Source organism: Rhodococcus sp. NS-SX18, assembly GCF_057367935.1.
This window is the reverse complement of sequence record NZ_CM170633.1, coordinates 1,741,696-1,761,173: the sequence shown is the minus strand read 5'-3', so window position 1 is coordinate 1,761,173 and position 19,478 is coordinate 1,741,696. Positions and strand designations below refer to the sequence as shown.

The 19,478-nt window shown below is 70.3% G+C and carries 20 protein-coding genes; 12 read left to right on the top strand and 8 right to left on the bottom strand.

The features are described from left to right. The first annotated feature begins 175 nt into the window (after positions 1-175). Together AC2IPW_RS08260 and AC2IPW_RS08255 are read left to right on the top strand one after the other, a co-directional pair. Entirely contained in the window at positions 176-1,009 is an 834-nt protein-coding gene (locus AC2IPW_RS08260; protein ID WP_054375000.1) for a 3-oxoacyl-ACP reductase family protein, read from the top strand. Positions 1,010-1,059: 50 nt separating this feature from the next. Then, a complete protein-coding gene (locus AC2IPW_RS08255; protein WP_119699576.1) occupies positions 1,060-2,925 on the top strand; it encodes a 3-oxoacyl-ACP synthase III family protein in 1,866 nt (621 codons plus the stop codon). Between the two features lie 85 nt (positions 2,926-3,010). Here the strand turns inward: AC2IPW_RS08255 and AC2IPW_RS08250 are convergent, their stop codons facing one another. Further along, positions 3,011-3,787 (bottom strand): alpha/beta fold hydrolase, encoded by a 777-nt coding sequence (locus tag AC2IPW_RS08250; protein ID WP_486376645.1) that lies wholly within the window; start codon positions 3,785-3,787, stop codon positions 3,011-3,013. 168 nt (positions 3,788-3,955) lie between these two features. Next, complete coding sequence (locus tag AC2IPW_RS08245) at positions 3,956-4,333, bottom strand: hypothetical protein (protein WP_486376644.1); 378 nt, start codon at positions 4,331-4,333, stop codon at positions 3,956-3,958. A gap of 132 nt (positions 4,334-4,465) precedes the next feature. Between AC2IPW_RS08245 and AC2IPW_RS08240 the strand changes: the two genes are divergently transcribed. Both AC2IPW_RS08240 and AC2IPW_RS08235 read left to right on the top strand, forming a co-directional pair. Then, entirely contained in the window at positions 4,466-5,395 is a 930-nt protein-coding gene (locus AC2IPW_RS08240) for an ABC transporter ATP-binding protein (protein ID WP_450119934.1), read from the top strand. Further along, positions 5,392-6,144 (top strand): ABC transporter permease, encoded by a 753-nt coding sequence (locus AC2IPW_RS08235; RefSeq protein ID WP_054375231.1) that lies wholly within the window; start codon positions 5,392-5,394, stop codon positions 6,142-6,144. Before AC2IPW_RS08240 ends, AC2IPW_RS08235 begins: the two co-directional genes overlap by 4 nt. Before the next feature lie 56 nt (positions 6,145-6,200). Here the strand turns inward: AC2IPW_RS08235 and AC2IPW_RS08230 are convergent, their stop codons facing one another. The 4 genes from AC2IPW_RS08230 to AC2IPW_RS08215 form a co-directional block, all read right to left on the bottom strand. Beyond that, a complete protein-coding gene (locus tag AC2IPW_RS08230; RefSeq protein WP_486376643.1) occupies positions 6,201-6,917 on the bottom strand; it encodes a maleylpyruvate isomerase family mycothiol-dependent enzyme in 717 nt (238 codons plus the stop codon). Between the two features lie 10 nt (positions 6,918-6,927). Continuing rightward, entirely contained in the window at positions 6,928-7,749 is an 822-nt protein-coding gene (locus AC2IPW_RS08225) for a fumarylacetoacetate hydrolase family protein (RefSeq protein WP_486376642.1), read from the bottom strand. A 6-nt stretch (positions 7,750-7,755) separates the two neighbouring features. Next, on the bottom strand, positions 7,756-8,826 hold the full coding sequence (locus AC2IPW_RS08220) for a cupin domain-containing protein (protein ID WP_010592345.1): 1,071 nt from the start codon (positions 8,824-8,826) through the stop codon (positions 7,756-7,758). A gap of 124 nt (positions 8,827-8,950) precedes the next feature. After that, complete coding sequence (locus tag AC2IPW_RS08215; RefSeq protein WP_003936206.1) at positions 8,951-9,793, bottom strand: IclR family transcriptional regulator; 843 nt, start codon at positions 9,791-9,793, stop codon at positions 8,951-8,953. A 48-nt stretch (positions 9,794-9,841) separates the two neighbouring features. On the opposite strand from AC2IPW_RS08215, the gene AC2IPW_RS08210 reads away from it, so the two are divergent. The 3 genes from AC2IPW_RS08210 (at position 9,842) to lhgO (ending at position 13,640) form a co-directional block, all read left to right on the top strand. Next, positions 9,842-11,092 (top strand): MFS transporter, encoded by a 1,251-nt coding sequence (locus AC2IPW_RS08210; protein WP_289380482.1) that lies wholly within the window; start codon positions 9,842-9,844, stop codon positions 11,090-11,092. A gap of 37 nt (positions 11,093-11,129) precedes the next feature. Beyond that, complete coding sequence (locus AC2IPW_RS08205) at positions 11,130-12,326, top strand: FAD-dependent monooxygenase (protein WP_416063150.1); 1,197 nt, start codon at positions 11,130-11,132, stop codon at positions 12,324-12,326. A 108-nt stretch (positions 12,327-12,434) separates the two neighbouring features. After that, complete coding sequence (lhgO, locus tag AC2IPW_RS08200) at positions 12,435-13,640, top strand: L-2-hydroxyglutarate oxidase (RefSeq protein WP_416063149.1); 1,206 nt, start codon at positions 12,435-12,437, stop codon at positions 13,638-13,640. Positions 13,641-13,650: 10 nt separating this feature from the next. Here the strand turns inward: lhgO and AC2IPW_RS08195 are convergent, their stop codons facing one another. After that, entirely contained in the window at positions 13,651-14,298 is a 648-nt protein-coding gene (locus AC2IPW_RS08195; RefSeq protein ID WP_486376641.1) for a dihydrofolate reductase family protein, read from the bottom strand. 88 nt (positions 14,299-14,386) lie between these two features. Further along, positions 14,387-15,094 (bottom strand): type 1 glutamine amidotransferase, encoded by a 708-nt coding sequence (locus tag AC2IPW_RS08190; RefSeq protein WP_416063147.1) that lies wholly within the window; start codon positions 15,092-15,094, stop codon positions 14,387-14,389. A gap of 160 nt (positions 15,095-15,254) precedes the next feature. Between AC2IPW_RS08190 and AC2IPW_RS08185 the strand changes: the two genes are divergently transcribed. The 5 genes from AC2IPW_RS08185 (at position 15,255) to AC2IPW_RS08165 (ending at position 19,398) form a co-directional block, all read left to right on the top strand. After that, positions 15,255-15,908, top strand: a complete 654-nt coding sequence (locus tag AC2IPW_RS08185) for an NAD(P)H-binding protein (RefSeq protein ID WP_416063146.1) — start codon at positions 15,255-15,257, stop codon at positions 15,906-15,908. Between the two features lie 78 nt (positions 15,909-15,986). Next, positions 15,987-16,508, top strand: a complete 522-nt coding sequence (locus AC2IPW_RS08180) for a flavodoxin domain-containing protein (protein WP_416063145.1) — start codon at positions 15,987-15,989, stop codon at positions 16,506-16,508. After that, positions 16,505-17,353, top strand: a complete 849-nt coding sequence (locus AC2IPW_RS08175; protein ID WP_416063144.1) for an alpha/beta fold hydrolase — start codon at positions 16,505-16,507, stop codon at positions 17,351-17,353. The genes AC2IPW_RS08180 and AC2IPW_RS08175 overlap by 4 nt, the downstream gene beginning before the upstream one ends. A 57-nt stretch (positions 17,354-17,410) precedes the next feature. Then, positions 17,411-17,941: a flavodoxin domain-containing protein gene (locus AC2IPW_RS08170; RefSeq protein ID WP_416063143.1), complete on the top strand. Its 531-nt coding sequence runs from the start codon at positions 17,411-17,413 to the stop codon at positions 17,939-17,941. A gap of 437 nt (positions 17,942-18,378) precedes the next feature. Beyond that, complete coding sequence (locus AC2IPW_RS08165) at positions 18,379-19,398, top strand: alpha/beta hydrolase (RefSeq protein ID WP_486376640.1); 1,020 nt, start codon at positions 18,379-18,381, stop codon at positions 19,396-19,398. Positions 19,399-19,478 lie beyond the last annotated feature (80 nt).

Here is a 19,478-nt window from a genome sequence, read left to right as displayed (position 1 = left end):
GGTTGGCAGGGGCGAATATCGCGGAGCGTGCAGGGACGCTCACATCAGCAACTCGCGGTAGCAGCCACGCCGACCGGAATCCGGGCACCGACGCTCGGGACACCGGTATCACCGGCTCGACACATCTGTACTCGACGGCATCCGTCGAGCTCGCCGCATTCGAGGGAGAACCGACATGACCAGCACCATCGAACCGTCGTCCCGTACCACCGCCGCCGGCACCAAGCTGCGCGGCCGCGTCGCATTCGTGACCGGTGGAACGCGCGGCATCGGCGCGGCCATCAGCCGCAGCCTCGCCGCCCAGGGCGCCACGGTGGCTGCCGGATACGGCCGCAACACCGCCCAGGCCGACCAGTTCCTCGCGGGCATGCAGGCCCACGGCCAGGACGGCGTCGAGTACAGCGTGCACAAGGGCGACGTCGCGAACGCCGACGACTGCCGTCGCACCATCGACGAGGTCATCGAGCGCCACGGCCGTCTGGACATCCTGATCAACAACGCCGGCATCACCATCGACCGCACGGTGCTGAAGATGGAGGACGACGACTGGAACAACGTCATCGCCACCAACCTCTCCGGCACCTTCTTCCTGGCCCAGGCGGCGCTGCGGCACATGCTCGAGCGCGGCACGGGACGCATCGTCAACATCTCCTCGGTCATCGGCGAGACCGGCAACATCGGCCAGGCCAACTACGCGGCGTCCAAGGCCGGCATGTTCGGCCTGACCAAGACCCTCGCCAAGGAGGCCGCGTTCGCGCTGGCCCGCTCCGGCAAGCTCACCCCGGACAGCATCGGGGTCACCGTCAACGCCGTCACCCCGGGCTTCGTCGCGACCGAGATGGTCGAGACCATCCCGGACAAGGTCCTCGACCGCATCAAGAGCACCATCCCGGTCAACCGCCTCGCCGACCCCGAGGAGATCGCCCGCGTCGTGCACTTCCTCGCTGCCGACGCCTCGTCCTACATCACGGGCCAGGTGTGGGGCGTCAACGGCGGACTGGACATGTGATCCTGCCTTCCCGGCTCCACGAACTCACCCTCGACTGAACGGCCCGGCACATGCAGCCCTTCGAAACGAACCGCCACGGGCGGATCGTCTTCCCTTCCAACTTCTTTCCCGACATCGACTTCTCGACCGTCACCGACGTCGAGCAGCTCGACTCCGTGATCCGCCGCGACTTCGACACCAAGGCGCCGACGGCCTCGGAGATCCTCGCCCGCCACACGCGGGGCGACTACCGCAACAAGGTCGAACTCCTGCGCGATGTCGCACTGAATGCGTACTGGGCCAACCGTTTCGCGCTCACCATGTTCGACAAGCGGCCCACCCGCTGGGCCGACGTGCCGCGCACCCGCGACGACCTGTACATGCCGGTCCTCACGCCGTGGCCCGATCAGGAGAGCAAGGTCGCCGAGGTGGAAGCCGCCTTCCGGCAGCTGCCCGCCGGCTGGGACGACGCCGCCGAGGACTGCATCTTCGAGACCGTCTTCGACGTCTTCGCCGCCCGCAAGCACGTCGCCGGCGCCCTGCCGACGGTCAAGCCGACCGTCGCCCAGCTCACCGCCGACCCGAAGAACATGACGCTGCGGCTCGGCAGCTACGACCCGAACTTCCGGGTCTACAGCTACGACGAGATCCTCGACTGCCACGAGGACGTCCCCGCGCTCGAGGCGCTGCGGCGCTGGTCCATGGTGCTGCACAACCAGCAGCCCTGGGACCGCAAGCAGGTCGAACTCGTCGAGGTCGGCCAGCTCCGCGACGACGACTACGTCGTGGTGTTCCACCCCCGGGACCGGCACGTGCAGCGGTTCATCTCGCGGGTCACCTCGGGCCGGACCGCCCCGGCGCCCCAGCGCGCCGCCGTCGAACCCGTCCCGCCGGCCACGCCGTACCCGACGATCGACGTGCGCCGCGACTTCGCGGTGCAGCCGCGCATCGAAGCGCTCGCCGTCGCGCACGGGGACGTGGTGTGCACCAACGAGGACCTGATCCGGAACTCGGCGTACAACTGGTCGGCCATGACCGCCGACGAGGTGACCGCCAAGACCGGGATCGAGCAACGTCGCTACACGTCGGGCTCGTTCTCCGAGCTCGCCCTGCAGGCGGCCCGCGCGGCCGTCGAGAAGGCACAGGTCGGCCCGGCCGACATCGGGGCGGTGCTGGTGTGCACCTGCACCAGCGACCGGCTCATCCCCTCGCTCGCGACGTACCTGTCGGGCGAACTGGGCATCGCCCAGACCCACGCGTCGTTCGACCTGGTCGCGGCGTGCGCGGGACTGCCGTACGGGCTGGCCGAGGCGACCCGGATCCTGCAGCAGATCCGCCGTCCCGTCCTCGTGGTCTGTGTGGAGAAGTTCTCCGACAAGATCGGCAGTGTCCGTCCGTCCCGGATGATCTTCGGTGACGGTGCGGCCGCGCTCGTCGTCGGCGTCGCCCCCGAGGGCGCCGAGCCCGACATCGAGTACCTGCAGACCTACGCGAGCGGACCCACCAGCGAGGTCAACTCGATCATCTGGCCCAACCCGGACTTCGACAACGCGATCACGGTGTACGGGCCGGAGGTCAAGAGCCTCGCGGGCCGCTACCTGGCGCAGATGCTCGACGAGGTCCGCGCCCTGCCCGGCCTCGACAAGGGCGAGTCGCTGCTCGACGACATCGACCTGGTCGTCCCGCATCAGGCGAACAAGACGATGATCATCGACCTGGCGGCCAAGGCCGGACTCGCGGCGGACCGGCTGTACTTCAACATCGAGAAGGTCGGCAACGCGTCGTCGGCGAGCATCCCGCTCGCGATCCACGACGCGGTGCGCGACGGCGTCATCACGGAGCCCGTGCGGATCTTCGCACCCGGCTTCGGCGCCGGGGCCGTCGCCGGCTACTCGGTGATGCGGATCGACCCGTCGGTCGTGGCGATCGCACAGTAGCCGACCCGGCTACCCGCTCGGCCCCCAGTCGTCCGCTGCTGCAATTGCAGTGGCGGACGACTGGGGGCCGAGCGGCTGTGCTCTGTCACGGCAACGTGCCGGCCCAACCGACGAGCGCGTCCGCGACCTCGTGCGGAACCTCGGGGATCAGGGCATGTCCTGCACCGGGAATCAGCACGACGGTGACCCGGTCGGCGCCGAACTCCTCCGTGAGCTCGGCCCGCGTCGGTGCCGGACGGAACACGTCGTCGCCGGCCTGCAGGTCCAGCAGCGGAGACGGGGCGAACGGCCACCAGGATTCCTTGTCGGTGGCGGCCATCGCGCGGCGCTGCGCGACGATCGCCTCGGGCCACCAGCCGTCGAGCCAGACCGACGGGTCGTGCCCGTCCGCGAAGAACACCGCCCGCAGGTGCTCGAGCCGCTCGGAATCCGGCAGGGTCAGGTCGGAGCACTTGGCGACGCGCTCGGTGAGCGACTCCGGGAACCGGCGGGCACCCGCGGCGAGGATCGCGACCCCGCGCACCAGGTCCGGCCGGTCCGTCGCGAGGACCCGCGCGACGTAGTGGCCGAAGGCGTGCCCCGCGAGGACGGCCGGGCCCGCAGCGAGCCGCTCGATCACCTCGGCGACGTCGCGGGCGAGGTCGTGCAGGTCGAGGTCGTCGAGCGGACCGCGGCTCGTGCCCACGCCGCGCGGCTGGGGGCGGATCGCGCGGAAGCCCGCGGCGGCGAGATCGGCTGCGATCGGATCGAACTCGTAGGAGTCGCGGCCGAGCGACGGCAAGAGCACCACAGCCGGACCGGTTCCGTCGACGAGCACCTCGATCTCCACGTCGCCGAATGCGACGGTGTGTGTTTCGCTCATGCCGACATCCTTCCAGCGCCGACGTGCCGCACCCGTTTCCGGTGCGTGCAGGGCGGTAGCCGGTCGTCAGCTCCACGTCCCGCATTCGCGGCCGAGCAGATCATGCCCCGCGCCGAGGTCGAGCGGACCCCGATCGCCGTGATCTTCTCGATCAGGTAGCAGCCGGCCTTACAGGTCTTTGCCGGCTCTCCCGGAATGTCGGATGCGGATCCCCGATCGATCCCCGCCGTGTCTCTTCCTCCGCACCACATACCGCGCGATCAGGGCTGCAAGAAGACCCGCGAAAGTCACCAGGTGGACCTCGTCGACGGACAGCCCGTCGATGTTCGGCTGCAGGTCCTCCTCTGTCGCCCAACCGAACCAGACTTCGCTGACCGCAATTCCCGCAACGAAATACGCGATCGCCGAGACGAGCCACAGCCATCTCGTCACACCTCTGCCCACGATCAGGTGCGCGATCAGTCCGAACCCCAGCGACATGGCAGCGAGCAGTCCCACACCCTCGATCCCCAGATCCCAGCGCACGACCAGCACCTCCTCGCACACCGCGCCTTCTTGCGGGTCAGTCTCCTCGGCGGGGCACAGGGAAGGTAGAGGCCGAGGCCCCCGGGTCACTGCCTTCAGGTCGCAACATGATCACCGTGGACGGAATCCGGACGGCGGGCCTACGGTGAACTCATGGGGGCGGCAGTCGAGGTGCGGGGACTACGCAAGCAGTACGGGCGCACGGTCGCCGTGGCCGACGTGTCCTTCCGAGTCGAGCAGGGCGAGATCTTCGGACTGCTCGGCCCCAACGGCTCGGGCAAGACCACCACCGTGGAATGTGTGCAGGGGTTGCGGCGTCCGACCGCCGGCAGTGTCGAGGTCTTCGGGTACGACGCCGTCACCGAACCGATGCGCGTGCGGCGCATCGTCGGCAGCCAGCTCCAGGATTCGGCGTTACCGGACCGCTTGCGCGTAGGCGAGGCGCTGCAGTTGTTCTCCACGATCAACCCAGGCGGGCCGCCGTGGCAGCACCTGCTCGAGGAGTGGGGCCTGGCGGAGCGGCGTAAGGCCGCATTCGGCGAGCTGTCCGGCGGCCAGAAACAGCGTCTGTTCGTCGCCCTGGCACTGATCGCCGATCCGAAGCTGGTGATCCTCGACGAGATGACCACCGGTCTGGACCCGGCCGCGCGTCGGATAGCGTGGGATCTCGTCGCCGCCGTCCGGGACCGCGGCTCGACCGTGATCCTGGTGACTCACTTCATGGACGAGGCCGAACGGCTCTGTGACCGTCTGGCCGTGCTCGTCGACGGCCGCGTGATCGCCGGCGGCACGCCGGCCGACCTCGTCGCCGCGTACCAGCCCGTCAAGCAAGTGCACTTCACCGCCCCCCCGGACACCGATCTCGACTTCGTCGGCACCGTGTCCGGCGTCGCGGCCGTGGACCGTGGACCCGACGGCACGGTCCGGGTCAGCGGCACGGGGCCGCTGCTCGCCCGCGTCGCCCATGCGCTCGTCGCGCAGGGCATCGAACCCGACGACCTGCGGCCCGAGCTGCCCACACTCGAGGATGCCTACCTCGCGTTGACAGCCGACCACGGTGCGGGTTCCGGGAGCGGCGGATGAAGACGTTCGCCGCGATGGCCTGGGTGGAGATCAAGCTCTTCGCCCGGGAACCGCTGACGGTGCTGTTCGTCCTCGTGCTGCCGGTGGTGATCCTGTACGTGCTCAACGGTGCCTTCAGCAGCCAGCGGGCCGATCCGACAGTCTGGGAGGGGCTGCGCGCCATCGACTTCTACACGCCCTCCTACGTGGCGCTGGTGGCGGCGACGGCGGGGGTGCTGTCGTTGTCGGTACACCTTGCGGGTTACCGGGAGCAGGGCGTACTACGACGCTTCCGGGCCTCGGCGATCGCGCCCGCGACACTGGTCGCCGCGCACATGGCGGTGACCGCCGCCATCGCCACGGCCGGGGTGATCCTCCTGACGGCCGCATCCATACTCGGCTACGACGCCCCGTTCCCGCGAAACCCACTCGGATTCGCCGCCGCCTACACACTCGTCACCGCGGCTTTCGCCGCACTCGGCGCGCTGCTCGGAATCCTCATGCCCACCGCACGCGCCGCCCAGGGCCTCGGGGTGCTGCTGTTCTTCACCTTCATGATGCTCGGCGGCGCCGGCCCGCCGCGCGAGATCCTGCCCACCACGATGGGCCGGCTCGGCGACGGCATCCCCCTCACCTACGCCGCGCGACTGCTGCGCGGACCCTGGCTGGATCGAGGCTGGGATCTCGGTGCGGCTGCCGTCATGGCCGGGTTGCTGGTCGTCAGCGTCGCTGCGATCGCGTGGCGGTTGCACGCCGAGGACACGCGCTGAGCGTCGGGGGCCTGCGACCGTCTCCGGTCGCAGGCCCCCGTTGCCGTATGCGGTGGTCAGAGCCAGCGCGGTGGTTTCTCGTCTGCGCCGGCGGTGAGGCCGACGGCGCCACGTCCGGCGGCCCAGCGCACGACGGCGGCGAGCGGGCCGCTCACCTTCGCGGTCGTGCCGGCCTCGTCCCGGACCGCGATCGGGGCGCGGCCCTGCACCTCGAGCACGAGACCGGCGCCGAGGTCCTTCTTGCGCCACATGCCCACGATGTCGTCGAGCAGCGAGTCGAGGACGACGGGCGGGAAGTCGCCGAAGCGCGCACCGTTGCCCAGGTCCACCGCGTGGATCCACACCTCGCGGGTGCGCATCCACGCGGTCTCCTCGGCCGGCACCATCCGGCCCTGCGCGGTGCGGACCTGCGCCTGCCATGCCGACTCCGGCAGGTGCCGCCACTTCTCGTCGAGCCGGGCCACGGTGTGGGCGAACAGGTTCCGCAGCGCCGCGGCGTTCAGGGTGGCGCCTTCCGCGATCTCCTGTGCGCGCTGCTCGGTGGAGGCGTACATAGGCGTCTCGACGCCCGTGGCCGCCCAGTCCATGAGCCGGCACAGGGCCGCGGCGTTGTAGCCGACGTGCGCGACGAGGTGCTTGCGGGTCCATCCCTCGAGCGCGGTCGGGGCGTCCAGCTCGTCGTCGGTGAGTTCGGCGAGCCGCTGGGAGAAGTACGCGGTGCCGCGCCGGGCGATCAGCAGCCGCTCGGACAGGTCGAGATCGTTGAACCCCACAGGCGTGCTCCTACTTGACGACGGTCTTGTTGCGCACCGTACCGAGGCCCTCGATGCTGACCTCGACGGTCTCCCCGTTGCCGATGTAGCGCGCGGGCTTGCGGGCGTGCCCGACCCCGCCGGTGGTGCCGGTGATGATGACGTCGCCGGGCTGCAGGGTGACGATGTGGGAGATGTAGTCCACCAGCTTGGCCGGGGTGAACACCAGGTCGTCGGTGGTGGCCGACTGCATGACCTCCCCTTCGAGCCGGGTCTCGATGCGGCTGCCGAGGGTGTAGTCGGTGCTCAGGAACGGACCGAAGCCGCTGGTCTTCTCGAAGGTCTTGCCCTGGTCCCACTGCAGCGTGCGGTACTGGTAGTCACGCATCGTGTAGTCGTTGATCACCGAGTAGCCGGCGATGTACTGCTCGGCGTCGGCCTCGGACACCTGGTAGGCCTGCTTGCCGACGACGACGGCGAGCTCGGCCTCCCAGTCGAGCTGACCGGCGGCGTACTCGGGGACGATCACGTCGTCGTAGGGGCCGGTGAGGGCCTCCTTGAACTTCGAGAACAGCGTCGGGTACTCGGGCAGGTCGCGGCCCATCTCCTTGATGTGGGTCGCGTAGTTCAGGCCGACGCAGACGATCTTGCCGGGGTTGGGCACGACCGGCGCGTAGTCGGCGTTCGCCAGGTCGACAGTGCGGCCGGCGGCCTGCTCGGCGACGGTCTTCCAGTTCGGGTCGGCCAGCAGCGCGGACAGGTCGGCGTAGCCGTCGATCACGGTGGCGGTGGTGTCGGAATCGACGCGCACGGCGGCGGTGGTGCCGTCGAGGCGGATGGTGGCGAGTCGCATGTCGGGTCAGGCTCCTTCGGAGATGTAGGTGCGGTTGAAGTGCAGGCGTTCGACGATGGGGGCGTCGGAGAAGGCGAACAGGTCGACGCCGCCGTCGGTCTCGAGCGACCACTCCACCCAGGACGGCACGACGATCATGTCGCCCTTGGTGACGTCGTGGTCGGTGCCGCCGAGGTGGAACCGACCTTCGCCCTCGAAGACCTGGAACACGGTCGAGCCGACGTCGCGCCGGGTGCGGGTGTGGGCGCCGGCCCGCAGCCGGTGGAACTCGGCGCGGATGGTGGGCATGACGTCGCCGCCGGTGGTCGGGTTGGTGTACCGGATCGCGGCATGGCCCGGTTCGGGGGTGGCGGCGTAGCCCTCGTCCTCGAGGGCGAGCTGCTCGTTCAGCGCGGCGTCGGTGTACTTCCAGCGGTAGCACGCGATCGGCGAGCTGGCCTTGGCGTCGAGACCGACCAGCGGGCGCAGGCCCGGGTGCACCCACAGCCGCTCGGAACGGGAGACGTCGGGGGTGGACTCGTCGGTCACCCCGTCGGATCCGAACTCGAAGAACCCGGTGTCGGTGTAGTTGACGAACGGGATGTCGAGGCCGTCGATCCACGCCATCGGGTGGTCGGTCTCGTTGTGGTGACCGTGGAAGTTCCAGCCGGGGGTGAGCAGGAAGTCGCCGCGGCACATGGCCACCGGATCGCCGTTGACGACGGTCCACACGCCCTCACCCTCGACGACGAACCGGAAGGCGTTCTGCGAGTGCCGGTGCTCGGGCGCGGTCTCCTTGGGCCCGAGGTACTGGATCGCCGCCCACAGCGTGGGGGTGACGTAGGGGACGCCGCCGAGACCGGGGTTGGCCAGGGCGATGGCACGCCGCTCGCCGCCGCGGCCCACGGGGACGAGGTCACCGGCCCGCTGGGCAAGCGGGTACAGGGTCGACCACTTCCAGACGAACGGCACGGCCTTCGACGTCGGCACCATCGGCATCAGGTCGCCGAGCTGGGTCCACAGCGGGTTGAGGTGCTCGGCCTCGAAGTCCGTGTAGAGCTGCTGGAGCTCGGGATCGGTGTTCTCGGTTGCGGTCATGACCTCTCCTCGTGAAGCGGGACACATGCGGCGTTGATCTCAACGTAGGTCCCCCGGTCCCGCGCAGCCCATGCAATTCTTCTATACGGAATATTTGCCCGGCCTGCTGTCGGGGCACCGTGCGTCACTCGATGTGCGCGACCTCGACCTCGATCCCCCGGATCGCCGCCCGCATCCGGGAGACGAGGGGACCGTTGAGGTGCTGGCGGTACCGCGTGACCGGCACGGCCGCCGTGAGCGCCGCGATCGCCCGTCCCTGCCCGTTGCGGACGGCGACACCGAAGGCGGCGACCCCCTCCTCCGTCTGCTCGACGTTGACGGCGAACCCCACCTTGCGGGCCGCCTCGAGTTCGGTGAGGAACACCTCGAATTCGCCGGGGGCGAGCCGGCGGTCCACCCCGTAACCCACGGTCGGGCGTGGATCGACGTGCGGCTCCTCCGGCGGCCGCAGGTAGAGCTGTTCGAGCGTCTGTCTCGGCAACTCCGCCAACAGGATTCGCCCTCCCGCAGTGAGCTCCGCGGGGAGCACCTGCCCCTGCCGGTCACCGACCCGCAGCATCGACTCGGACTCCGCGGAGTAGAGGAAGCGGGCCTGCGACCCCACCCGGACGACAAGGTTGATCGTCTCGCCGGTCAGGATCGCCAGGGCCTCCATGTGCGGCCTGCTGATGTCGGTGAGCTCCCGTGTCCAGCCCTGTTGCGCGGGCCCCACCCCCATCGCGGGACCGGGATGGTAGCGGCGCTTCTCGTCCTGCACGGCGAACCCGCGGTACACCAGCATCGACAGCAGGCGGTGGGCCGTCGACGGCGCCGTCCCGAGTTCCTCCGCGGCGTCCTTGAGCCGCAGCGCGCCGACGTCGCGGAGCATCTGCAGCAACCGCAGCGCGTTGTCCACCGACTCGAGCGCATACGACGGCCGGGTGATCGTCTTGGACGCCTTCTTCGACGCCGCCGGTTTTTTCTGCACAACAGAACTTTATTGCACCGGCGTAGTGGGGCGCATCACGGTAGAGGCATGCACAGTTCCCCCGACGCCGTCGCCTCCGGCGACCGCACGATCGTCCTGCATCGCGGGACAGCGCTCGCCGTGATCGTCTGCTGGCTGTTCGTCGTCTTCGACGGGTACGACCTCATCGTCTACGGCAACGTCATCTCGAGCCTCCAGGACGAGTGGGGCATCAGCGCCGCGACCGCCGGCACCCTCGGCAGCCTCGCCTTCCTCGGCATGATGATCGGGGCGGTGCTCGCCGGGCGCCTGTCCGACGCGATCGGCCGCAAGCAGGCCGTCATCGGCTGCGTCGTGGTGCTGTCGGTGTTCACCACGCTCTGTGCCGTCGCGACCGGCCCGATCATGTTCGGGGCGATGCGGCTGATCGCCGGACTGGGCCTCGGCGGCCTGGTCCCCACGTCGAACGCGCTGGCCGCCGAACTCGTCCCGCCGCGGTGGCGTGCCGCCGTCGCGACGATGATGATGTCGGGCGTGCCGATCGGCGGGTCCGTCGCGGCCCTGCTCGGCATCCCGGTCATTCCCAACTGGGGCTGGCGCCCGATGTTCCTGTTCGCCCTCGTGCCCCTGTTCGTCCTGGTTCCGTTGGCGCTGAAGTACCTGCCCAACACGCATTCCAAGACGGACGCCCCCGTCGGAGGCGGTTTCCGCGAACTGCTCGGTGCCCGGTTCCGGACCATCAGCATCATGTTCGCCCTCGTCACCGTGGTGACGCTGCTCGCCTGGTACGGACTGGGCACCTGGCTGCCGAAGCTGATGCTGAACGAGGGCACAGACCTCGGCAGCGCTCTGACCTTTGCACTCGCGCTGAACCTCGGCGCGGTGGCCGGTTCGTTCATCACCGCATGGGGTGGCGTCCGGTTCGGCACCGTGCCCACGAGCATCGTCGCCGCGTTCGTCGCCGGTGTCGCGCTGCTCGCCCTGCTGCTCTCCCCACCCACCGCGATCGTGTACGCGATCTTCGTGCTCGCCGGCGTCGGCACCCACGGAACCCAGTGCCTGATCATCGCGGCAGTGGCCTCCTACTACCCCGACCACCTGCGCGGCACCGCGCTCGGCTGGGCACTGGGCGTCGGCCGGATCGGCGCCGTCGCGGCCCCGCAGATCGGCGGCTTGCTGCTCGCCGCCGGGCTGGGCGCGAACTCCAACTTCATCCTCTTCGGTGTGAGCGCACTGATCGCTTCGCTGCTGCTGACCGTCGTGTGGAAGCGATTCCCCGTCAGCGACGACGCGCCGCGCGGGCCGGTCCTCGCCCACTGATCCACCCCTCATCTCGATACCGACCACAAGGAGTGTCATGTCCGATCTGAAGGACGCACGGGTTCTCATCGCCGGCGGCGGAATCGGCGGCGTCGCCAACGCCCTCGCCCTCGCCCTCCGGGGTGCCGAGGTCACGCTGTTCGAACGCGCGTCGGAGTTCGGCGAGGTGGGCGCCGGACTGCAGATCGGCCCGCACGGCTCGCGCATCCTCCAGGCGCTCGGGGTCTACGACGAGGTCATCTCCAAGGGGGTCCTGCCGAAGAACCTCGTCTTCCGCGACGCCGTCACCGCCGAGATCCTCACCAAGGTCGACCTCGGCCACGACTACCAGCAGCACTACGGCGGCGTGTACTTCGTCGTGCACCGCTCCGATCTGCACTCGGTCCTCGTCGAGGCCGCCCGCCGGGCCGGCGCCGACCTGCGCACCGACGCCCCTGTGCACGACGTCGTCACCGAAGGCGACAAGGTCCGCGTCATCCTCGAAAACGGTGAGGAGCACGTCGGCGACATCGCTCTCGGCATGGACGGCCTGCACTCGCGGCTGCGCCCGAAGCTGTCCGACGACAAGCCGGTCGGCTCCGGATACGTCGCCTTCCGCGGCACGTTCCCGATGAACGAGGTCCCGCTCGAGGAGGAGATCGAGGACGTCGTCGGCTACATCGGCCCGCGCTGCCACTTCATCCAGTACCCGCTGCGCCAGGGCGAGATGCTCAACCAGGTGGCCGTCTTCCAGTCGCCCGCCTTCCTGCGCGGCGAGGAGAAGTGGGGCAGCCCCGAAGAACTCGCGCACGCCTACGACCACTGCCACGAGAGCGTGCAGACCGCGCTGAAGTACCTGTGGACCGACCGGTGGTGGCCGATGTTCGACCGCGACCCGATCGACAACTGGGTCGACGGCCGCATGATCCTGCTCGGCGATGCCGCCCATCCCCCGCTGCAGTACCTCGCCTCCGGTGCCGTGATGGCCCTCGAGGACGCCAAGTGCCTGGCCGACTACGCCGCCGAGGACTACCGGGGCGACAACGCCAACTGGCCGAAGATCCTGCGCGACGTCAACGCCGAGCGCGCACCGCGCTGCAACCGCATCCTCACCACCGGCCGCATGTGGGGCGACCTGTGGCACCTCGACGGCGCCGGCCGCGAGGCCCGCAACGAGCTGTTCCGCACCCGCGACACCTCGAGCTACAAGTACACCGACTGGCTGTGGGGCTACAGCTCCGACCGCAACCGCTGACCCCACCGTCGCCGGCCCGGTCGGCCGAACGAGCGGGCCGAATGTCACACCGGTTCGATTGAATCGAACCGGTGTGACATTCGGCCACGGGCTCGTAGGCTGGCGCACATGGGGTCACTGCGGGCTGCCGTCGTGGGCGGGGGGATCATCGGGGCCGCCACCGCGCGCGAGCTGGCGATACACGGCGCCGACGTCACGCTGTTCGAGAAGGAGCCCCGGCTCGCCGCGCACCAGACCGGCCACAACAGCGGCGTCGTGCACGCCGGGCTGTACTACCCACCCGGCAGCCTCAAGGCGCGCCTGTGCCGGCGCGGGGTGCACCTGCTCGCCGAATTCACCGCCGCCCGCGGCCTGCCGTACGACGAGTGCGGCAAGATCGTCGTCGCACTCGACGAGAGTGAACTCGGCCGGCTCGACGCCATCCACGAACGCGCCGTCGCCAACGGCGTGCCCGGGATCCGCCGCATCGGGCCGGACGAGATCACCGGCATCGAGCCGCACGCGCGCGGCATCGCCGCCCTGCACTCCCCGCACACCGCGATCGTCGACTACGCCGCGGTGACCACCGCGCTCGCCGCCGACGTCGACGCGGCGGGTGGCACCGTCCGGCTCGCGACGCCCGTCACGGCGATCCGCCCCCGCGGCGACGAGGTGCTGGTCGGCACCGACACCGGCACGGACAGCTTCGACCTGGTGATCACGTGCGCGGGCCTGCAGTCGGACCGGCTCGCCCACGGTGCGGGTGATCGCGCGACGCCCGCGATCGTCCCGTTCCTCGGCGACTACCATCTGCTGCGGCCCGAGGTGGCCGGACGGGTGCGCGGGTTGATCTATCCGGTGCCCGATCCGCGGTACCCGTTCCTCGGGGTCCACCTGACCAAACGGATCGACGGGCAGATCATGGTGGGTCCCAACGCCTTCCTCGCCCCGGGCCGGGAAGCGTACGACCGCCGGTCGAGGTCGCTGCGTGACCTGCGTGACGCCGTGTTCTTTCCCGGCTTCCGCAGGTTCGCCGCGCGCAACGTCCCGGCCGCGATGCGCGAGTTGCGCACGGCGGTGAGCATCCGGCGGTTCGTCGCCGAGGCCGCGAAGTACGTGCCCGGACTGACCGTCGCCGATGTGTTGCCGGGCCCGCGAGGGATTCGCGCGCAGGCGATGGAAGCCGACGGCTCGCTCGTCGACGACTTCGTCATCACCGGGCACGGGCGCGTGGTGCACCTGCGCAATGCGCCCTCCCCCGGCGCGACGTCGTCGATGGCGATCGCCGAGTACCTGGTGGAGGCGGCGCTCGAACGGGCGGGCCTGCAGACCTGACGTCCCGGTGTCACCGTCGCCAGAACAGGTGGTGGATCACTCCGCTCGGGCTGGGCGCGACCTCGAGGTGGAACCGATCGAGCAGCTCGTCGGGCGACTCCCACAGTCGCACTCCGGCTCCGAGCTGCACCGCCGGCACCACCGCCACGTGCATGGTGTCGACGAGGTCGGCGTCGAGGAATTCCCGGATGGTGGTGGCCCCGCCGCCGAGCCGGACGTCCTTGCCCTGCGCCGCCTCCCGTGCCCGCGCGAGGACCGTGGCCGGGTCGCCGTCGACGAAGTGGAACGTTGTGTCGGACAGCGTGAACGACGGTCGCGGATGGTGGGTCAGCACGAACACCGGGGTGTGGAAGGGCGGTTCGCCGCCCCACCAGCCGCGCCAGTCGTGGTCCTGCCACGGCCCCCGCTGCGGACCGAACTTGTTCCGGCCCATGATCTCGGCACCGATGTTGTGGGCGAAGTCCCGCGTGAAGTAGTCGTCGAGGCCCCGGCTCCCGCCCGGGTCGGTACGGTTGGGCCAGCTCGCGGTCGCGCCGGCCCACGCGAACATCGAGCCGGGGTCCGCGTGCCCGAACGGCCGCTCGAGGCTCTGGCCTTCCCCGGCTCCGAAACCGTCCCCTGAGACGGCGAAGTTCTGAACCCTCACCAGCTGATGCACCGGGCACCTCCTGCATTGTCGACAGCATTGCACAGGTTCGGACTCCGCGAGGCGAGCGAATTCATCGGCGCACGAGAGATCCGGCCGCTCACACGACGTACGTCTCGAGCCACCGTTTCATCACTGCGGTGGCGTGCGCGAGCGTCTCGGGCTGCACCGACCGCAGCTCGGCCGCGACGACGTCGGCCGACCCGGCCCCGAGAGCCGCCTCGAGCGATGCGCGGTACTCGTCGATCGCGAGCCAGTCGGCCAGCTGGTCGGCGTCGGCCTCGAGATGGAACTGCACGCCGTAGCTGCTCCCGTGCCGGAACACCTGGTTAGGGTAGGCCCGGGACGACGCGAGCAGGGTCGCGCCCGCCGGCAGGTCGAAGGTGTCGGCGTGCCACTGCAGGACCGGGAACGTGGCCGGCAGCTCGCCCCACACCGGATCGGCCGCCGAGGCGTGCGCGAGTTCGACCTCGCACACACCGACCTCCGGGACGGGACCGGTGCGGACGTCGGCGCCGAGGGCCGCGGCGAGCAACTGGGCGCCGAGACACACGCCCCACACCGGAATGCCGGCGGCCACGGCCGCCCGCAGGTAGGCGATCTCCTCGCCGAGCCACGGCACCGTCGCGACGTCGGCGACGCCCATCGGGCCGCCCATGACCACGACGGCGGCGTAGTCGAGCGCCGCGGGCACCGGGTCGCGCCAGAGCCGCACGGTGTGGACCTGCGCGTACTGCTCGAGCACCGGCAGGTACGCGGCCGGGCCCTCGCATTCGACGTGGCGGAGTTCCAGGACGACAGGGTTCATCGCCCCAGCATGCCCGTTGTACGTTGCCGCGCGGGTGCCCGGAGCGTGAACGTTCGGTGAGCGGACGTCGCCGGTCCGTGCTCCCCCACCGACGACCGTTGCCGTGGTGCGATGGGAAGGACGCGGTCCGACGGGCGGGCCGACGACGGAAGGAGTCGACATGGCACGGATCGTGATCATCGGCGGGCACGGGAAGGTGGCACTGCACCTCGAGCGGCTGCTCGCCGACGCCGGCGACGAGGTGACCGCGGTGATCCGCAACCCGGATCACGCGGACGACGTGCGCGCTGCCGGTGCGACGCCGGTCGTGGCCGACGTCGAGCACCTCGGCGTCGACGACCTGGTGCCGCTGCTCGAGGGGCACGACGCGGTGGTGTGGTCGGCGGGCGCGGGCGGTGGCAACCCGCAGCGCACGTACGCCGTGGACCGCGACGCGGCGATCGACTCGATGACCGCGGCCGAGCGTGCGGGGGTGCGCCGCTACGTGATGGTGTCGTACTTCGGGGCCGGCCCGGATCACGGCGTCCCCGAGGACAACGGCTTCTACGCGTACGCCGAGGCGAAGGCAGCCGCGGACGCGCACCTGCGCGGCACGGACCTGGACTGGACGATCCTGGGCCCGAGCGCGCTGACCCTCGATCCGCCGACCGGCCGGATCGCGACCGGCCCGGACGCCGGCAAGGGACAGGTCTCGCGGGCGGACGTGGCGGCGGTCGCGGCCGCGGTGCTCCACCGGCCCGCGACGGTGCGACGCACGATCGAGTTCGACAATGGAGACACCCCGATCGAGGACGTCCTCGACGCCCTCGGCTGAGATCCTCTTGACGGGCACCGCGGGCGAGGCCGATCGTGGAAACGGTCGGCAGTATCGCTCGACGACAGGGGCACCGCCATGAAGGTTCTCGTTGCGTACGCCAGCCGCCACGGCGCCACCGCCGGGATCGCGGAGCGGATCGCCGAGGTGATCCGGGCGGAGGGGCACACGGCGGACACGGTGGAACTGCCGGCGGCGACATCGGTGGACGACTACGACGCCTGCGTCGTCGGCAGCTCCGCGTACCTGGGGCACTGGGAGAAAGCGGCGAGCGCGTTCGTCCGGGAGCATCGCGACGGGCTCGTCGCCCGGCCGGTCTGGCTGTTCACCAGCGGACCGCTCGGCACCGAGGAGGTCGACGAGCAGGGACAGAACGTGCGGGAGAGCGCGGCCCCGCGGGAACTGCCGGAGCTGACGGATGCGATCGCGCCCCGCGAGCATCACGTGTTCTTCGGCGCGCTCGACCCGAAGACGCTCGGAGTCGGGGCGCGGGTAATGCGCAAGCTTCCCGCCGGCCGGAAACTGCTGCCCGAAGGAGATTTCCGGGACTGGCCGGAGATCGAGGACTGGGCGCGGAGCATCGTCCGGGCGCTGGCGTGATCGCAGCGCAGGAGGGCACCTGGGACTCGGGCATGCCCTACCTGTGCGCCGGGACGGGACCGCCGCTGCTGTTCATGCCCGGCTTGTCCACTCACCACCGGCAGCCCCGCGGCTTCGACCGCCGCACCCAGCTCGCGCAGATCGCGCCCTGGACGACGACGCGGCGGGTGTGGTGGGTGAACCGCCGGCCGGGCCTGCCGCCGGGGACCGCCATGGCCGATCTCGCCCACGACTACGCGGTGGCGATGCCCGGCCGCTTTCCCGGTCCGGTCGATGTGCTCGGCGTCTCGACCGGCGGCAGCGTCGCGCTCCAGCTGGCTCTCGACCATCCGCAGCTGGTGCGCCGGCTGGTGCTCGTGGTCTCGGCGGCCCACCTCGGCCCCGGCCGCGACGTCCAGCGACGGGTCGCGGCGGCCGTGCGGGCGGGGCACCCGCGACGGGCGATGGCGGCGCTCGCGGCGACGACGGGCGCGCGACCGTGGTCGCGCCGGCTGCTGTGGGTACTGGGATGGCTGCTCGAACCGTCGGGCGCCCGGCACGGATACGACGATTTCCTCGTCGTCGTCGACGCCGAGGACCGCTTCGACGTGACCGCCCGGCTCGGCGAGGTGACATGCCCGGTGCTGGTGCTCGGCGGTGACCGGGACGGGTTCTACGGCGCCGACCTGTTCCGGGAGGTGGCGGCCGCCGTGCCGCGGGGACGAGCCGTCGTCCGGCCCGGGGTGGGCCACCTGGGCGTGATGTCCGGCGACCGGTGGGTGCGGGACGCGTCGAGCTTTCTCGACACGCCCGACGCGCCGGGCTTCCCCGAGACGTGGCAGCCGCCTTCCGTCGCGGCCGGATAATCGGCAGGTCCGGCGCGGCCGGATGATCATCGGGACAGGCCGGCGGAGGGAGCGCACGTGAAGGTACTGGTCGCGTACACGACGGCGTACGGGGCGACGCGCGGCGTGGCAGAACGGATCGCGCAGCGGCTCACCGAGGCCGGGCACGAGGCGGACCTGTGCGATCTCGCCGGGCCGGTCGATCCGTCGGCCCATGCCGCCGTCGTGCTCGGCAGCTCGGTACACAACGGGCAGTGGCTCGCACCCGCCGCCCGTTTCGCGGATCTGCATCGCGCGCACCTCGCGGGCAAACCCGCGTGGTTGTTCTCGGTGCAGACCGTCGGCACGACGAGCGCCATGATCTCCGCGCGCCTCGCCCGCTGGGTGCGACCGAAAATGAAGGAACCGAAGGTGGCGGCCACGCTGCGGGCGACGGCGAACGTGCGCGAATACCGGGCGTTCGCCGGCGCGATCGAGCCGGAGCAGTGGCCGGGGATCGTGGGCCGGGTGGTGTTTCGCCTGGCCGGCGGCCGGTACGGCGATCACCGGGACTGGGCCGACATCGATGCCTTCGCCGCGCGGATCATCCGGAACATCGACGGACTGTAGGGCCGAAAATCACATTTCCGATCGACCTCGTATTTCACGCGAACAGAACATTTCGGCAATTCTCCGGCACCTCGTCCGCGACGCTGCGAGAGAATTATATTTCTCCTTCAGACGGCCCTGAACAGCGACGATACCCGACCGTCAGCAAAACAGGTTGATCGGTATCCTCGTACACCTGCGACACTCCCGGGCCCCGTGTTACACATGGAAGGACACCCGCACATCGAACGAAAGGGCTCGCATGTCAGCGCAAATTCTGGAATTGCTCGGCTCCCTCGACCTCGGGGAAATCCTGGCGCGACTGCTCGACAGTCTCGGTAGCTGATCGTCGGAGAATCGAGGGTCCGCACATGCCCCGTGCGGACCCTTTCCCGTCGCAGCATCTCTCGCCGTAGCATCGAAGATCCGGGACCTGCCGACCCTCGAAGGTGACTCTCATGCGCCGTGCGCGATCGTCCCGCTCGCGAACGACCGCGGCGCTCTCGGCCGCCCTGATCGGGGCCGCCCTCCTCGTCGGCGCACCGGCGGTCGCCCAGCCCGGTCCCGGTGGCTCGTACATCCAGCGGGTCGAGGAGCACGGCGCCCGGCAGCGCACCCTGTTCGTGTACTCGGCGTCGATGCAGCGCGTGATCCCGGTGGCCGTGCTGACGCCGCGGGACACCGGTGCCCCACGCCCGGTGCTGTATCTGCTCGCCGGTGCAGGCGGCGGCGACGGCGGCACCCTCACCTGGCTCGACCGCACGGACGTGGCCGACTTCTTCGCCGACAAGGACGTCAACGTCGTGCTGCCGCTCGACGGCGCGTTCAGCTACTACACCGACTGGAAGCAGGACGATCCTGTCCTCGGCCGGAACAAGTGGACGACCTTCCTGACCCGGGAACTGCCGCCGATCGTCGACGCGGCTCTCGGCACCACCGGAGCCAATGCCATTGCGGGCCTGTCGATGTCGGGCACTTCGGTCCTGAGCCTCGCGCAGTCCGCGCCGGGGTTGTACCGCGGGGTCGGTGCCTTCAGCGGTTGTGCCCAGACCAGCACCCGTCCCGGCCGGACCTACGTCGAGCTCGTCGTCGAGGTGCGCGGTGGAGGCGACACCGACAACATGTGGGGGCCCGAGGGCGATCCCGCCTGGGTGGCGAACGATCCGTACGTCAACGCCGAGAAGCTGCGCGGAACGCAGATCTACCTGTCCAACGGCACCGGGCTGCCCGGTCCGTACGACCGGCTCGATCATCCGAACGTCGGCGGCGATCCGGCGAACCTCGCCGAACAGGTCGTCGTCGGCGGCATCATCGAGGCCGCCACCAACGAGTGCACGCACCAGCTGGCCCGCCGCCTCGCCGAGCTCGGGATCCCGGCCACCGTCGACTTCCGGCCCGTGGGTACCCATTCCTGGGGCTACTGGCAGGAGGACCTGCACCGCGCGTGGCCCATGCTCGGTGCCTCGGTGGGTGCCTGAGACGCGGCGGCGTAGTGGGTGCCGGGGAGACACGACGGCGCCGACGCCCGGGATCGCCGGACGCCGGCGCCGTCGCCGGA

What these genes read in the sequence shown, in the direction of transcription:
- lhgO (WP_416063149.1), top strand. Translation starts at nt 12,435, where the DNA reads ATGGGGTCACTGCGGGCTGCCGTCGTGGGCGGGGGGATCATCGGGGCC.
- AC2IPW_RS08255 (WP_119699576.1), top strand. Translation starts at nt 1,060, where the DNA reads ATGCAGCCCTTCGAAACGAACCGCCACGGGCGGATCGTCTTCCCTTCC.
- AC2IPW_RS08260 (WP_054375000.1), top strand. Translation starts at nt 176, where the DNA reads ATGACCAGCACCATCGAACCGTCGTCCCGTACCACCGCCGCCGGCACC.
- AC2IPW_RS08185 (WP_416063146.1), top strand. Translation starts at nt 15,255, where the DNA reads ATGGCACGGATCGTGATCATCGGCGGGCACGGGAAGGTGGCACTGCAC.
- AC2IPW_RS08240 (WP_450119934.1), top strand. Translation starts at nt 4,466, where the DNA reads ATGGGGGCGGCAGTCGAGGTGCGGGGACTACGCAAGCAGTACGGGCGC.
- AC2IPW_RS08235 (WP_054375231.1), top strand. Translation starts at nt 5,392, where the DNA reads ATGAAGACGTTCGCCGCGATGGCCTGGGTGGAGATCAAGCTCTTCGCC.
- AC2IPW_RS08190 (WP_416063147.1), bottom strand. Translation starts at nt 15,094, where the DNA reads ATGAACCCTGTCGTCCTGGAACTCCGCCACGTCGAATGCGAGGGCCCG.
- AC2IPW_RS08165 (WP_486376640.1), top strand. Translation starts at nt 18,379, where the DNA reads ATGCGCCGTGCGCGATCGTCCCGCTCGCGAACGACCGCGGCGCTCTCG.
- AC2IPW_RS08225 (WP_486376642.1), bottom strand. Translation starts at nt 7,749, where the DNA reads ATGCGACTCGCCACCATCCGCCTCGACGGCACCACCGCCGCCGTGCGC.
- AC2IPW_RS08210 (WP_289380482.1), top strand. Translation starts at nt 9,842, where the DNA reads ATGCACAGTTCCCCCGACGCCGTCGCCTCCGGCGACCGCACGATCGTC.
- AC2IPW_RS08250 (WP_486376645.1), bottom strand. Translation starts at nt 3,787, where the DNA reads ATGAGCGAAACACACACCGTCGCATTCGGCGACGTGGAGATCGAGGTG.
- AC2IPW_RS08205 (WP_416063150.1), top strand. Translation starts at nt 11,130, where the DNA reads ATGTCCGATCTGAAGGACGCACGGGTTCTCATCGCCGGCGGCGGAATC.
- AC2IPW_RS08180 (WP_416063145.1), top strand. Translation starts at nt 15,987, where the DNA reads ATGAAGGTTCTCGTTGCGTACGCCAGCCGCCACGGCGCCACCGCCGGG.
- AC2IPW_RS08220 (WP_010592345.1), bottom strand. Translation starts at nt 8,826, where the DNA reads ATGACCGCAACCGAGAACACCGATCCCGAGCTCCAGCAGCTCTACACG.